Raw genomic sequence first — 14,964 nt, 5'->3', positions numbered from 1 at the left:
GGAATGTCAGAGAAGTCTAAATTGATTAATTTACAATTGGAATCACCAAATGAGGCAGTTGAACTATTTGGTGTACATGATAGTAATCTGAAGATATTGGAAAGCGAGCTTGGAGTCAGTATTGTTTCCAGGGGCGAAACAATAAGTGTGTCCGGTAATCCTGAGAACTTAGAAAAAGCGGATGAGATTCTGCAAACGCTTTTAGTCATTATACGAAAAGGAATTAAAATCGGACCTCGTGAGGTTGTTTATGCCATAAATTTATCCAATAGCGGTACATTGGAGTATTTTTCTGATTTATATGATGAGGAAATTGCCAGAAGCGCTAAAGGTAAATCAATTCGTGTAAAAACATTGGGCCAGAAAGAATACATCTCTGCTATTAGAGCAAAAGATCTAGTATTTGGAATTGGACCTGCCGGAACAGGAAAAACGTATTTAGCTGTTGTTATGGCTGTGACTGCGTTGAAAAATGGACATGTTAAACGAATTATTTTAACAAGGCCAGCTGTCGAAGCAGGTGAAAGCTTGGGCTTTTTACCGGGAGATCTAAAAGAAAAAGTGGATCCATATTTACGACCTCTTTATGATGCTCTTCATGACATCTTAGGATTAGAACAAACAACCAGGCTGATTGAGCGTGGCACAATCGAAATAGCTCCCTTAGCCTATATGCGGGGAAGAACGCTTGATGATGCATTTGTAATCCTGGACGAAGCTCAAAATACAACACAGGCCCAAATGAAAATGTTTTTAACTCGACTGGGATTTGGCTCTAAAATAGTTGTTACGGGTGATACTTCACAAATAGATCTGCCACGTGGTGTCCAATCAGGGTTAAGGGCAGCTGAACGAATATTAAAAGATGTTTCAGGCATTAAGTTTATCCACCTAGATCAAACTGATGTGGTCAGGCATCCGCTTGTTGCAAAAATCATTCAGGCATATGAAAATTTTGGACCAACTCAACAGTGATAATAAAGTTAAGAAACATGCCACAGAATCAACTGTGGCTTTTTTTATTATAAATTTGTTATTCTTACAATTGTAAGTGAAAGGAACAATAAAACCTGTTATTATTACAGAAAGTGTTAGAAAATTATATATAAATAAAATCCTCCGCCGGAAAGGGAAACGTATGAAATTCAAAACCATAGGCAGCTCTTTTAAAAATTGGGTATCCAAACCAGTTTCGCAGATAGGTGTTCTTTTATTAATGGCGTTCATTTCCTTTATTTTTTTGTTTGACAGTGTTAAACCGGAAAAACTTAATGTTGAACTTTACAATGTTGCTGAAACGACAATTCGGTCTCCGAAGACAATAGAAGATCCAGTCGAAACAAAAGAAAAGCAGCAAAAAGCAGTTAATAGTGTTGAGGATGTTTATACAGTTAATAAAGAATATGTGAAAAAGAGAGTTAATTTAATAAATGAAATCTATACATCGGCAGAGAGTGTGGTTAGTGCCGGTTTGAAAAATCAAGAGGTGGAGAAAGATGAGAAAAATACGGCACAAACACTCTTGAAGCCATCAGATTATGTATCTGATTTAAGAGGGAAATTATCTGATAATGTTAATAAAGATCTAACTGATGAAACATTGATTAATCTACTGGGATCATCCTTATCTGACTTATCGATAGCTAAGGATATTACGATGACCAGCATTAATGAAACCATGAAGGATGGCATAAGGGCAAATGAGGTGGAAAATGCCAAGATGAAGGTCGAAGAGGGGATAAAATACTCAAGTCTCCCTGTTCGATTAAAATCTGCTTCGATTGATTTAGGAAGGTATGCAATCATTCAAAACGTGTTTTTTGATCCTGAGTCAACAGAGAGAGCAAGGGAAAATGCAAGTGAATCCGTTGAACCTGTCAGGATTCTTCAGGGACAGATCATTGCCGAGGAAGGATATTTAATTGACGCAGATGTTTATCGCCAATTAAAGCTAGTTGGTCTTCTGAATAGTGAGGATTCCCTTCTTCCGTATGTTGGATTGGCTGCAGTCATTGTGTTAGTTTTTGCTGGTGTCTATGTAATGTTTGGTAATACAATCAGAAACGAAGAACATGAAGACTATCGGGATAATCTATTCATCTTCAGTATTGTTTATCTGCTGGCATTACTACTTATGAAGATAATTCATATATTTGTTGGGTTAAGCCAGGAATCAATCGCTTATTTCTTTCCCGCAGCGATGGCGGCAATGCTTGTAACAATCCTCATGAGAGAGCGCTATGCTGTGGGAATAACTATTGTCCTTTCCGTTATCGGCAGTATAATGTTTAAAGAGGAATTAGCGGGAACTGTACATGTGACGATGGGGATTTATATTCTTGTAAGCGGCATCTCGGGAATCCTTCTATTAAAACAAGGGATAGCGCGTACTAGCATATTAAGAGCAGGTATGATTAATGCAATTATTAATTTGATAGTGGTATTAGGCCTGATCTGGATCGGCGGAAACGGTATTAATCACATTATGATTCTTGTCGCGGCGATTGCCTCAGGGGTCATCTCTGCTGTCTTTACGATTGGAATTCTTCCTTTTATTGAAACAGGGTTTGGTATTTTCTCTTCTATGAGGATGATTGAATTATCAAATCCGAATCATCCGCTTTTGCGAAAAATATTAACGGAGGCTCCCGGTACCTATCATCATAGTGTGATGGTTGCTAATCTTGCTGAAGCAGCTTGTGAAGCGATTGGAGCCAATGGATTGCTTGCGAGGGTTGGATGTTACTATCATGATATAGGGAAAACGAAGAGACCGTATTATTTTATCGAGAATCAGGTCAATATTGAAAATCCGCATGATCATCTATCACCGGAGAAAAGTACAAAAATTATTGTTTCCCATGTGACTGATGGTGCTGAGTTGGTGAAAAAATATAAAATGCCGAAAGAGATTGTCGATATTGTTGAGCAGCATCACGGGACAACCCTGCTAAAGTTCTTTTACCACAAAGCATGTGAAGCAGGGGGCGAGGTTAAGGAAGAAAACTTCCGATATCCAGGGCCGAAAGCACAAACGAAGGAAGCAGCAATTATTGGGATAGCGGATAGTGTAGAAGCAGCTGTGCGATCCTTAAAGTCTCCTACGCAGGCTACAATCGAAAAGCTTGTAAAGTCCATAATTGCTGATAGACTAAATGATGGACAGTTGAATGAGTGCGATTTAACGTTTAAGGAATTGAATAAAGTAAGTCAGTCTTTGTGTGAAACGTTAGCTGGTATATTTCATAATCGCATTGAATATCCAGAATTAGAAAAAGAATAGAGTAGGTGAAAGAAATGAGTTTAACCATTGATATCTTAGATGAAACGGAGCAAGTAACTCCAGAACAACAGGAGCTCGTCACAAAATTGCTTGAATTTGCAGCTATTCAGGAAAAGGTGACAGAAGGCAGCGAAGTTTCTCTAACTTTTGTAAATAACGAACGTATTCATGAAATTAATAAAGAGTACCGTCAAAAAGATGCGCCAACCGATGTTATCTCATTTGCTATGGAAGAAATGGGAGAGGGAGAAATTGAAATTATCGGAGAGGACGTTCCGGCAGTCTTAGGGGATATTATTATTTCTATTGACCGTACGAAGGAACAGGCTGAAGAATATGGCCATTCTTATGAACGTGAACTTGGTTTTTTAGCAATCCACGGATTCCTTCACTTGCTGGGCTATGACCATATGAATGAAGAGGACGAAAAAGTAATGTTTTCACGACAAAGAGAATTGTTGGAACAGTATGGACTCACAAGATAAGAAACCATTGTACCGTTTTTTTAAAGGATTTTATTATGCTTGGCAGGGAATCCTCTATGGAGCAAAAAAAGAAGCAAATTTCAAGTTCCATTTGACTGCCGCTATAGTTGTTTGTATAGCGGCTTCTTACTTCTCTATTACAAAAATAGAATGGTTATTTGTCCTTATTGCGATTGGCGGTATGCTGACGTTAGAGCTTATTAATTCAGCGATAGAAAAAGTGGTGGATCTAGTAACAGGAGAATATCATCCGCTAGCAAAGGCAGCAAAAGATTTAGCTGCCGGAGCAGTATTGGTGTATGCTATTCTTTCGGCTATTATCGGTTTTATAATTTTTCTGCCTAAGATCTGGAGCATGCTTGTTTAATTGAAGAAGAGAAAGTAAGATATGGATAATCAAGGTTTAATTATTGAGTAAAAAGCGCGGTAAGATATATGCACTAACCCTATTGGAAGCAGATGCCGGAAAAGGTGACTGATTCATTGCTGTTACATAAAAGTGCAGCTTATTCTATGTATGGCTGTGCAAGAAGCATTTTTTCAGTCTTTTTCTCATGGATTAACCAAATATAAAAAAATTGGCGATAGCAGCTGATACTGATCATCCTGTTACTTCTTGTGGAGCTGCCGGTAGGTAATTTTAAGCTAATACAAGGTGTGACAAAAGAGGATTTGAAAGATCAGGAGCTGTTATCCGGAGCCTTACACCGGAGGAAATGCATGACTAATCAAACTAATAAACCATTTAAATCAGGATTTGTATCTATTATTGGAAGACCAAATGTGGGTAAATCGACTTTTATCAACCGAGTTATTGGGCAAAAAATTGCCATTATGAGCGATAAACCGCAAACCACACGTAATAAAGTTCAAGGTGTATTAACAACAAATGAAAGTCAAATCATTTTTATTGATACACCGGGAATTCATAAACCAAAGCACAAGCTTGGTGATTTTATGATGAAAGTGGCTTCAACTGCGTTGCAGGAAGTTGATGCTATTCTCTTTATGGTAAACGCCGAGGAGGGCTTTGGGCGCGGTGAGGAATTTATTGTTGAAAAGTTAAAAACATGTAAGACACCTGTTTTCCTTGTCATTAATAAAATTGACCAGATTCATCCCGATGAATTATTCAGCATCATAGATACGTATAAAGAGAAATACGATTTTGCTGAAATTGTTCCTATTTCTGCTCTTGAAGGAAATAACATAGAAACTTTATTAAAGCAAATTAATGCTTATTTGCCAGAGGGACCGCAATATTATCCAGCCGATCAAATAACAGATCACCCAGAACGTTTTATTATTTCAGAGATGATTCGTGAAAAAGCGCTGCATTTAACAAGAGAAGAAGTCCCACATTCCCTTGCAGTAGTGATTGATAAAATTGAGCGAAAAGAAAAATCAGAGACCGTCCACATTATGGCAACTGTCATTGTAGAACGTGACTCCCAAAAAGGAATCATTATTGGAAAAAAAGGCGCGATGCTAAAAGAAATAGGACAACGCGCCCGCACAGACATCGAAAACCTACTAGGCTCCAAAGTATTCCTAGAACTATGGGTAAAAGTCCAAAAAGACTGGAGAAACAAAGCCTCCCACTTAAGGGACATAGGATTTAGGGAAGATGATTATTAAGATGCTGAGACGGCTTGGTCAGGAGCGAGGAGCATAAGACAGAGGCACGAAGGGGAAGGTTCTCCCCCGCAGTGGCTATGCTTATGTCCTGAGCTCCTAGCCGTCGAAGCTCGATTTTAACCAAGATGCTGAAGGGCTCAATTAAGGAACGAAGACTAAAAACGCCACGTCCTGTGGCAACGTCTTCATGACCTACTTCCTATAGGCCCGCGACAAGCATAAGACGAATACTCGGAGGGAGGATTTTTCTCCCGTAGAGTATTTGCTTATGACTCGAGCTCCTAGGCCCTGAAGCTCGATTGCATAAAAAGCAGGACGTAGGAGCTGAATCAAGGATCAAAGACTAAGAACGCCACATCGTGTGGCAACGTCTTTGTGACCAACATCGTGTAGGCCTCCGCAGTGGCTACACTTATGACTCGAGGAGTTAGGAGTCGAAGCTCAATTGCGTAAAAAGCAGGACGTAGGGTCTGAATCAAGGATCAAAGACTAAAAACGCCACATCCTGTGGCCAAGTCTTCATAACCTGCTTCCTTCAGGCTTTTCCATTGAAAAATAATTTTATTCGGCAATATAGGGAAACGGAATTAGTAAATTTTTAATCACATGATTTTTTTCAGGTTGGTGAAGCTAATGTTAGGTAAGGGGAGACAATTAGCGTTTCTATGAACGAAAGGTGGAATAAGTATGATTAGCTTTACCTGGAATGTTTTTAGACAAACCGGCAGTGTGGATACTTATCTTCTTTTTAAGGAACTTGAAAGACAGAATGAAGGCCAACCTGATGTGATTAAAGAGGATCACGAAGAAATGGAAATCCCTATAATTTAATAATCTTGCCGTCATATTGGAGTGAGTGACGTGCTAACAAAGTGCGAAGGAATTGTCATTCGCAGTACTGACTATGGTGAAACAAATAAAATTATTACGTTATATACCAGAGAATTTGGAAAAATTGGAGTGATGGCTAGAGGAGCGAAAAAGCCAAACAGCCGCTTCTCAGCTGTCACTCAGTTGTTTCATTATGGTACATATTTATTTCAGGCGAGCCGTGGGCTGGGTCAATTACAGCAAGCGGAGACCAAAGAATCCTTCCGTTCCATTCGTGAGGATATTTTCTTAACTGCCTATGCTGCCTTTATCGCTGAATTACTGGATAAAGGAACAGAGGAGAGAAAACCTCACCCATCCTTATATGACCTAATTTATTTATCGCTCCATTATATCAATGAGGAATATGATCCGGAAGTCATTATGAATATAGTCGAATTGAAGATGTTAAACGTTTTTGGATTCGGACCTGAGTTAAGCCGATGCGTGAATTGTGGAGCACAGGACGGTACATTTTCCTTTTCTGTAAGAGAAGGCGGGTTATTATGTCATCGATGCGAGCATATTGATCCTTATAAAATTAAGATATCACCGGCTGTCGTTAGGATTTTGCGTATCTTGTATTACATGGACTTAAATCGCCTTGGTACCATATCTATTAAAGATGAGACCAAACAGGAAATCCGAAAAGTCCTGGATGCGTACTATGGCGAGTACTTAGGTGTAGAATTAAAGGCAAAGCGTTTTTTAAATCAAATGAATAAATTTAAAGGGAATTTTTAATCATTTCCTTTATATGATTGTATTGACAATGTAGGTCGTTATTGTATAGAATGTGAGATAAATTAATATGTAGTTACAGTGAAGGAAAGTAGTATTTGGATTACGATATGCCAAGCGAGTCCGGGGCTGGTGTAAGCCGGAACATATCAACCAAAGAAGGCAGTCTGGAGTAACGCATACAAAGTGGCCGGAAAACCGGCAAATAGGGTGGAACCGCGGGTTAACTCTCGTCCCTATGCTCTTAAAAAGCATAGAGACGAGAGTTTTTTTAATTTGTACAAAGGAGAGAACGAATATGACAGTATCAATGGATCAAATTGTGTCACACGCGAAACATAGAGGATTTATTTTTCCCGGCTCCGAAATCTACGGAGGACTTGCGAATACGTGGGATTATGGCCCTCTTGGCGTAGAGGTAAAAAACAATATTAAAAAAGCATGGTGGAAGAAGTTTATTCAAGAATCACCATACAATGTGGGCCTTGATTCTGCAATATTAATGAATCCACGTACGTGGGAGGCTTCCGGTCATATCGGAAACTTTAATGATCCAATGATTGATTGTAAGAAATGTAAAGCTCGTCATCGTGCGGATAAATTGATTGAGGATGCATTGCAAGCTAAAGGTACAGAAATGATCGTGGATGGCTTATCTTTTGATAAAATGCAAGAATTGATTCAAGAGAATGATATTGCATGTCCAGATTGTGGAGCAAAGGATTTTACGGAAATTAGACAATTTAACCTAATGTTTAAAACATTCCAGGGTGTTACTGAAACAAGTACAAATGAAATCTTCCTTCGTCCTGAAACAGCACAAGGTATTTTTGTTAATTTTAAAAACGTACAGCGTACAATGAGAAAGAAATTGCCTTTTGGTATTGCTCAGGTTGGTAAGAGCTTCCGTAACGAGATTACACCAGGTAACTTTACATTCCGTACACGTGAATTTGAACAAATGGAATTGGAATTCTTCTGCAAACCAGGTTCTGAACTGGAATGGTTCCAATATTGGAAAGATTATGCTGAAAATTGGCTGTTATCATTAGGTATGAAAAAGGAAAACTTCCGCCTTCGTGACCATGAGGAGGAAGAACTATCTCATTACAGTAATGCAACCACTGATTTTGAATATAAATTCCCATTTGGCTGGGGAGAGCTTTGGGGGATTGCTTCTCGTACAGACTTTGATTTAAAGAGACATATGGAGTATTCAGGAGAAGACTTCAACTACTTGGATCCTGAGACAAACGAAAAGTATATTCCTTATTGTATTGAGCCATCTCTGGGAGCAGACCGCGTTACATTGGCTTACTTAATTGATGCATATGAAGAAGAACAGCTTGAAGATGGTACTTCCCGTACGGTAATGCATCTTCATCCGGCACTGGCGCCATACAAAGCTGCAGTATTGCCGTTGTCCAAAAAGCTTTCTGAGGGGGCAAAAGAAGTATTTGCCAAACTGTCAGAGGACTTTATGGTAGACTATGATGAAGCTGGTTCTATCGGTAAACGATATCGTCGTCATGATGAAATTGGAACACCTTTCTGTATCACATATGATTTTGATTCAGTTGAGGATAAGCAAGTAACTGTACGTGACCGTGATACAATGGAGCAAACTCGTATCAGTATCGAAGAACTTCCAGCCTTTTTACAAGCAAAAATTAAATTTTAAGGTAAAGCTTGCTCAATAAGGAATGCGATGTCCCCTTATTGGGCAGGCTTATTTTAAATTAAGTGGATTTATTACACTTCATGGATAAATAGTTTATAATTAAATTATATAATTTAAGTATATGGGCACTTTAGGGTGGTGAGTAAGATCGAACTAAGCAAAAGACAAGAACAGATCCTTCAAATTGTTAAAGATAATGGGCCGATTACAGGCGAAAATATTGCCGAACAATTAAATTTAACACGTGCAACATTGCGCCCAGACTTAGCGATTCTGACAATGGCTGGTTATTTGGATGCAAGGCCGCGTGTAGGGTATTTCTACACAGGCAGGACGGAAACCCAATTGCTCACGGATAATCTTAAAAAGCTATTGGTCGGAGATTATCAGTCTATACCGATTGTTGTCAGTGAAGGTGTATCTGTTTATGATGCAATATGCACCATGTTTTTGGAAGATGTGGGTACTTTATTTGTTGTGGATAAAGAGTCGCTTCTTGTTGGTGTTCTTTCCAGGAAAGATCTGTTAAGAGCTAGTCTCGGTCAACAGGAATTAAGCAGTATTCCGGTACATATTATTATGACAAGGATGCCTAATATTACGATATGTACGAAAGAAGATTTGCTGATTGATGTGGCAGAGAAATTAATCGATAAGCAGATTGATGCCCTACCGGTTGTTAAAAAGAGTCCAAAAGGCTTTGAAGTCACAGGCCGGTTAACTAAAACAAACATTACAAAGGCGTTTGTTGGTTTGGCGAGAGACGACCATTAACCAATTTTAGATAAAAGAGAAATTATTCATTACTGGAGGAGACAATGAATCAATCTATCATATATGTGGTTTCGGATTCAGTGGGTGAAACAGCTGACCTTGTGACAAAGGCAGCAGTGAGTCAATTTAGTAATCATAATATCACGCTTAAGCGAATACCATTCGTGGAAGATATATCGACCATTGATGAGGTATTGAGCTTAGCTGAAATGGATAATGCAATTATTGCTTATACATTGGTAAAGCCGGAAATACGCGAGTATATGGCTAAAAAAGCTGCAGAAAAAGAGATCGTATCCTTTGATATAATTGGACCTTTCATCGATACGCTTGAAAATAAGTTTGGAGAACAAGCTTTAAATGAACCTGGATTGGTTAGAAAGCTGGATGAAAATTATTTTAAGCGTGTTGAGGCAATTGAATTTGCAGTGAAATATGATGATGGAAGAGATCCAAAAGGAATTGTCAAGGCTGATATTGTACTATTGGGTGTATCACGTACCTCAAAAACTCCTTTATCTCAATTTTTGGCACATAAACGATTTAAGGTGGCGAATGTCCCGCTTGTTCCAGAAGTTGAACCTCCTGAAGAATTATTCAAGATAAATCCTAATAAGTGCATTGGATTGGCGATTAGCAGTGAAAAATTAAACAATATCAGAAAAGAACGTTTAAAGTCTCTTGGATTGAATGATAGTGCGGTTTATGCAAATATGGATCGCATAAAAGAAGAATTAGCTTACTTTGAAGCAATTGTTAATAAATTAAATTGCCCAGTTATTGATGTAACTAATAAGGCCGTAGAAGAAACTGCAAATATTATTGTTAATATCGTAAATAAACAACAATAAAAAAGGCATGCGGAAGCATGTTTTTTACATGTAAAATATAGGATTATGTTATACGAGTGAAAAGTGTGGCAATTTGACAAGATTTATTTTATAATAAAAAATCGTGATAAAATACCTTTCATCAGGTTTAGAGTTATTTATAAAGGAATAAACTAGAATAAGCTTTTAAAAAACAAAAAGTCAAGAAGTCCTAAAAAAAATAATTCGACAAATGGATAATCAGCCTGGAAAAAAGAAGGATTAAGATGAGAGATGTAGAAATACAAAGGAAGAGTCGTTTAACGGTTTTTGTAGATGCGGATGCCTGCCCGGTTAAAGAAGAGGTTTTGAGCGTATGCAAACCATATGAAGTAGATATTAACTTTGTGGCAGCCTATACCAATACTACCGACCGTTATCCTGATGTTACCTGGAAATGGGTAGAACCGGGAAGAGATGCGGCAGATTTATATATATTAAATCATTTAAAGCGGCATGATATTGTAATTACTGAAGATATAGGATTGGCTGCAGGATGTCTTGCTAAACATGCTTACGTCTTAACATCAAGAGGTAAAGAGATAACAGATAATGAAATTGATTCATTTCTTGAAACCAGGCATTTGAATGCAAAAGCAAGGAGATCCGGCAAGTATGAAAAAGGGCCAAGGAAAATAAAGGACCTTGATAAAAATAAATTTTCGGAAGCATTACAAAAAATATTGTCGAAAATTGAAGGATTTCAGGGACCGATATAGAATTAAGTTATTCATGCTTATTATGAAACAGGTGTTAAAATTTGAAAAACCAATTAATACCAGAAGAAACAGTGAACGCAATTCGCAATAAAAATGATATCGCTGATGTCGTTGGTGAATATGTTCAGCTAAAAAAACAAGGTCGAAATTACTTTGGTCTATGTCCATTTCATAATGAAAACAGTCCATCATTTTCTGTAGCCCCTGATAAACAAATCTTCCATTGTTTTGGATGTGGTGCCGGAGGGAATGTATTTACATTTTTAATGGACATAGAAGGATATTCCTTCACAGAAGCTGCAAAAAGTTTGGCTGAGAGGGCCAATATACCATTAGATATTCATGAAAATGAATCTTCGGATGGGACAAAGCCCCGTCATGAACTCGATGATATGAAGGAAGCACATGAGCTGTTAAGGAAATTTTACCATCATTTGCTTGTAAATACAAAACAGGGTCAGGACGCCCTGGAATATCTGCTGAGTCGTGGATTTACAATGGAATCCATAGAAAAATTTCAGATAGGGTACTCATTGGATTCCTGGGATTATGTGCATAATTTCCTAAAGAAGCGAAACTTTTCAATCGAACGTATGGAAAAAGCAGGTTTGCTGGTTAAACGGGAAGACGGACAGAATTATTTCGATCGATTCCGAAATAGAATTATGTTTCCGATCTTTGACAGGCAAGGTAAAACAATTGCTTTTTCTGGAAGAGCGCTTGCAGCCGGTGATGAACCAAAGTATTTAAATAGTCCTGAGACACCTCTATTTAACAAGAGCAAAATAGTATATAACTATCATCTGGCTCGCCCGTTTATAAGAAAAAAAGGCGCAGCTATCTTGTTTGAAGGATTTGCTGATTGTATATCTGCAGATCGTGCAGAGGTACACAATGGTGTTGCAACGATGGGTACAGCATTAACGGAACAGCACCTTCAATTGCTTAAACGAAGTACAGATACCATTATCATCTGTTATGATTCGGATGCCCCGGGGATAGAGGCAGCAAATAAAACGGCTGATTTGATCCGGGAGAGCGGCTGTCAGGTGAAAATTGCAGTCATGCCTAATGGGTATGATCCCGATGACTATATCAAGGAATTTGGAGAAGAAAAATTCCAAAATGATATAATAGGGGCCGCTCATACGTATATCTCTTTTAAAATGATTTACCATAAAAGAGGGAAGAACTTTGCAAACGAAGGAGATAAGATGGACTACATCGATCAAGTCCTTCGTGAAACAGCAAAGCTTGATAGTGAAGTGGAAAGAGAATTTTATTTGAGGCAAATTGCTACAGAATTCACACTTTCTCTTGATTCTTTGCTTAATCAACAGAGCAAAGTGGGTAAACATAATAAGAAGGCAAAAAACTCTCCTAATCCGAATAACCAAATGCAAGCATTTACTACTGTGCGTAGGGATAATCGGATGAAACCTGCTTATATAAAAGCAGAGGAGACTTTGCTGGCTTTAATGCTCCATGATCGTGAACTTGCATTTCGTATTCAAAAAATGCTTGGAGAAAATCAGATGATAGTGGATGATCACCAGGCCATTATTACGTATTTATTTGCTTTTTATGAAGAAGGCCACGAAGCTGATACAAGTTTGTTTCTGCATTTTCTTCCGGATCCAAATTTACGTAAGATTGTAACAGAAATCGAAATGATGACCTATAATCACGATCCGAGTGAACAGGAATTAAATGATTATGTCCACCAAATCACTAAATATCAAAAATTATTAGTCATTAAGGAAAAAGAGGCAGAGCTACTTGAGGCCACAAGAAGACAGGACACAAGCCGTGCTGTCGAATTAGGAATCGAGCTCATCTCGTTAAGAAATTCTTTATGACTTTAAATAAGAAGTGGATTGAGAAGGAGGGGAACAAATGGCTGAAAAGTCAGCACGTTCCAAAGAAAAAGAAGTAGATAACAACACAGAAATGACATTAGATCAGGTAAAAGAATTTATTACAGAGCTAGGGAAAAAGCGAAACCGCCTTACCTATGAGGATGTAGCAGAGAGACTTTCCAGCTTCGTGCTTGATTCAGAACAAATGGATGAATTTTATGAATATCTTGGAGAACAGGGTATTGATATAGTGAATGAAAGTGATGCTGATGATAATCCAGGGACTCAAGAACTTGAAAAAGAAGAAGAGTTTGATTTAAATGATCTAAGTGTTCCTCCAGGTGTAAAAATTAATGACCCTGTACGCATGTACCTAAAGGAAATTGGTCGTGTTGATCTATTATCTGCTGAAGAAGAAATTGTTTTGGCAGAGCGTATAGAAGAAGGCGATGAAGAAGCGAAAAGACGTCTGGCGGAAGCTAACCTTCGTCTCGTTGTCAGCATTGCGAAAAGATACGTAGGACGCGGCATGTTGTTCCTTGATTTGATTCAGGAAGGTAATATGGGGTTAATTAAAGCAGTTGAGAAATTTGACTACCGTAAAGGTTTCAAATTCAGTACGTATGCAACATGGTGGATCAGACAAGCTATCACTCGTGCTATTGCTGACCAAGCCAGAACAATCCGTATTCCGGTGCATATGGTAGAAACCATTAATAAACTAATCCGGGTCCAAAGACAGCTCCTTCAAGATTTAGGACGCGAGCCTTCTCCAGAAGAGATAGCTGAAGAAATGGACTTAACACCGGAAAAAGTTCGCGAGATTTTAAAAATTGCTCAAGAACCTGTATCATTAGAAACACCAATTGGTGAAGAAGATGACTCTCACCTGGGAGATTTCATTGAAGACCAGGATGCCACATCTCCTTCTGATCATGCAGCATATGAATTATTGAAAGAACAGCTGGAAGATGTATTGGATACTTTAACAGACCGTGAAGAGAATGTTCTTCGTTTACGTTTTGGGTTAGATGATGGCAGAACCCGTACATTGGAAGAGGTTGGTAAAGTATTTGGTGTAACACGTGAGCGTATTCGACAAATCGAAGCGAAAGCTCTTCGTAAATTACGCCATCCGAGTCGCAGTAAACGTCTTAAGGATTTCTTAGAATAGAATATACCATAAATTGGTTTGAAAATAAAACAGCTCTACTGGATTTTCTAAGTAGAGCTGTTTTTTTATTGTAATAAAGTAGACCTATTCATTTTGACCTCGAGTGGTTCGGTTTATCAGTACATATTAATGTTGTTTGAAATCAATAAACTGGCTTAGGGGAGTGTATGTAAAAAGTTTTCAGTGGGGTGGAATATAGAGAAATACCATGTCATTGACTGGGAATGTTATCCCGAAAATTGATTTGAATTGTAGAAACTATGGAAAACTTTGAAGAAAATGCAAGTTATAACTTTTCCAAAATTGGTTTTTACAGTAAAATAAAGAAGGGTAAATGTAAGTTGATGGTTAATTAGTATTTACATAGGGGAGGGGAACTACTATGAAAAACAATGCATTTATGCCATACATTTTAATTATGGTGATTGGTCTTACACTAGTCTTTTTCTTATCCATTAAGGGCCTTGGGGATGCTGATAAAATGGCCAAGGAGAAAGAAGAAGGTGGAAAAACAGAAGAAACAGCAAGTGCTGATAAACCTGAAGACATTTATAAAGCACAATGCTTATCTTGTCATGGCGGTAATTATGAAGGTGGAGCAGGTCCGAAGCTAACTGGGGTTACGGATAAAGAGCTTATTAAAGATCGTATCGTAAATGGTAAAGGCATGATGCCTGGCGGACTTGTCCCAGAAGACAAAGTTGACGATATGGTTGAGTTTATAGCTGGCTTAAAATAAGTATACGAGCGGGACTCTAAAAGAGGTTCCCTATTTTAAAAACAGGTTAAGGAAACGATTTCGTTTTCCTTAGCCTGTTTTTGTCTTTTTCTGTTATTTGAGAATAAGCTTGCTTAAGTGGAAAGTTCTTTA

The 14,964-nt window shown here is 38.1% G+C and carries 14 protein-coding genes; all 14 read left to right on the top strand.

The features are described 5' to 3' along the window. Positions 1-3 precede the first annotated feature (3 nt). The gene (locus AC4G3O_RS05145) at positions 4-975 is read left to right on the top strand and encodes a PhoH family protein (RefSeq protein ID WP_066105233.1); all 972 of its coding nucleotides are present in this window, start codon (positions 4-6) and stop codon (positions 973-975) included. 163 nt (positions 976-1,138) lie between these two features. Then, entirely contained in the window at positions 1,139-3,283 is a 2,145-nt protein-coding gene (locus tag AC4G3O_RS05140; RefSeq protein ID WP_066105230.1) for an HD family phosphohydrolase, read from the top strand. A 14-nt stretch (positions 3,284-3,297) separates the two neighbouring features. Then, positions 3,298-3,768, top strand: a complete 471-nt coding sequence (ybeY, locus tag AC4G3O_RS05135) for an rRNA maturation RNase YbeY (RefSeq protein WP_066105227.1) — start codon at positions 3,298-3,300, stop codon at positions 3,766-3,768. Beyond that, entirely contained in the window at positions 3,752-4,135 is a 384-nt protein-coding gene (locus AC4G3O_RS05130; protein WP_066105225.1) for a diacylglycerol kinase family protein, read from the top strand. The genes ybeY and AC4G3O_RS05130 overlap by 17 nt, the downstream gene beginning before the upstream one ends. Positions 4,136-4,488: 353 nt before the next feature. Further along, positions 4,489-5,406 (top strand): GTPase Era, encoded by a 918-nt coding sequence (gene era / locus AC4G3O_RS05125; RefSeq protein WP_066105222.1) that lies wholly within the window; start codon positions 4,489-4,491, stop codon positions 5,404-5,406. 687 nt (positions 5,407-6,093) lie between these two features. Next, the gene (locus tag AC4G3O_RS05120) at positions 6,094-6,237 is read left to right on the top strand and encodes a YqzL family protein (RefSeq protein WP_066105219.1); all 144 of its coding nucleotides are present in this window, start codon (positions 6,094-6,096) and stop codon (positions 6,235-6,237) included. 30 nt (positions 6,238-6,267) lie between these two features. Beyond that, on the top strand, positions 6,268-7,020 hold the full coding sequence (recO, locus tag AC4G3O_RS05115; RefSeq protein ID WP_066105218.1) for a DNA repair protein RecO: 753 nt from the start codon (positions 6,268-6,270) through the stop codon (positions 7,018-7,020). 295 nt (positions 7,021-7,315) lie between these two features. Beyond that, complete coding sequence (locus AC4G3O_RS05110; protein WP_066105215.1) at positions 7,316-8,698, top strand: glycine--tRNA ligase; 1,383 nt, start codon at positions 7,316-7,318, stop codon at positions 8,696-8,698. A 138-nt stretch (positions 8,699-8,836) separates the two neighbouring features. Continuing rightward, on the top strand, positions 8,837-9,472 hold the full coding sequence (gene ccpN, locus AC4G3O_RS05105; protein ID WP_175354274.1) for a transcriptional regulator CcpN: 636 nt from the start codon (positions 8,837-8,839) through the stop codon (positions 9,470-9,472). 44 nt (positions 9,473-9,516) lie between these two features. Continuing rightward, positions 9,517-10,323, top strand: coding sequence for a pyruvate, water dikinase regulatory protein (locus tag AC4G3O_RS05100; protein ID WP_066105209.1), 807 nt, complete (start codon positions 9,517-9,519; stop codon positions 10,321-10,323). A gap of 245 nt (positions 10,324-10,568) precedes the next feature. Continuing rightward, the gene (locus AC4G3O_RS05095) at positions 10,569-11,060 is read left to right on the top strand and encodes a YaiI/YqxD family protein (RefSeq protein WP_066105206.1); all 492 of its coding nucleotides are present in this window, start codon (positions 10,569-10,571) and stop codon (positions 11,058-11,060) included. Positions 11,061-11,101: 41 nt separating this feature from the next. Then, positions 11,102-12,919: a DNA primase gene (gene dnaG, locus AC4G3O_RS05090; protein WP_491135902.1), complete on the top strand. Its 1,818-nt coding sequence runs from the start codon at positions 11,102-11,104 to the stop codon at positions 12,917-12,919. A 37-nt stretch (positions 12,920-12,956) separates the two neighbouring features. Next, positions 12,957-14,093: an RNA polymerase sigma factor RpoD gene (gene rpoD / locus AC4G3O_RS05085; RefSeq protein WP_066105200.1), complete on the top strand. Its 1,137-nt coding sequence runs from the start codon at positions 12,957-12,959 to the stop codon at positions 14,091-14,093. 382 nt (positions 14,094-14,475) lie between these two features. Then, positions 14,476-14,832 (top strand): cytochrome c550, encoded by a 357-nt coding sequence (gene cccA, locus AC4G3O_RS05080; protein WP_066105198.1) that lies wholly within the window; start codon positions 14,476-14,478, stop codon positions 14,830-14,832. Positions 14,833-14,964 lie beyond the last annotated feature (132 nt).

This window comes from Bacillus sp. z14 (2026) (assembly GCF_058313575.1).
Note: the sequence above shows the minus strand (reverse complement) of the source record. Positions and strands in the feature narration are given on the sequence as shown.

What these genes read in the sequence shown, in the direction of transcription:
- AC4G3O_RS05145 (WP_066105233.1), top strand. Translation starts at nt 4, where the DNA reads ATGTCAGAGAAGTCTAAATTGATTAATTTACAATTGGAATCACCAAAT.
- AC4G3O_RS05140 (WP_066105230.1), top strand. Translation starts at nt 1,139, where the DNA reads ATGAAATTCAAAACCATAGGCAGCTCTTTTAAAAATTGGGTATCCAAA.
- ybeY (WP_066105227.1), top strand. Translation starts at nt 3,298, where the DNA reads ATGAGTTTAACCATTGATATCTTAGATGAAACGGAGCAAGTAACTCCA.
- AC4G3O_RS05130 (WP_066105225.1), top strand. Translation starts at nt 3,752, where the DNA reads ATGGACTCACAAGATAAGAAACCATTGTACCGTTTTTTTAAAGGATTT.
- era (WP_066105222.1), top strand. Translation starts at nt 4,489, where the DNA reads ATGACTAATCAAACTAATAAACCATTTAAATCAGGATTTGTATCTATT.
- AC4G3O_RS05120 (WP_066105219.1), top strand. Translation starts at nt 6,094, where the DNA reads ATGATTAGCTTTACCTGGAATGTTTTTAGACAAACCGGCAGTGTGGAT.
- AC4G3O_RS05110 (WP_066105215.1), top strand. Translation starts at nt 7,316, where the DNA reads ATGACAGTATCAATGGATCAAATTGTGTCACACGCGAAACATAGAGGA.
- AC4G3O_RS05100 (WP_066105209.1), top strand. Translation starts at nt 9,517, where the DNA reads ATGAATCAATCTATCATATATGTGGTTTCGGATTCAGTGGGTGAAACA.
- AC4G3O_RS05095 (WP_066105206.1), top strand. Translation starts at nt 10,569, where the DNA reads ATGAGAGATGTAGAAATACAAAGGAAGAGTCGTTTAACGGTTTTTGTA.
- rpoD (WP_066105200.1), top strand. Translation starts at nt 12,957, where the DNA reads ATGGCTGAAAAGTCAGCACGTTCCAAAGAAAAAGAAGTAGATAACAAC.
- cccA (WP_066105198.1), top strand. Translation starts at nt 14,476, where the DNA reads ATGAAAAACAATGCATTTATGCCATACATTTTAATTATGGTGATTGGT.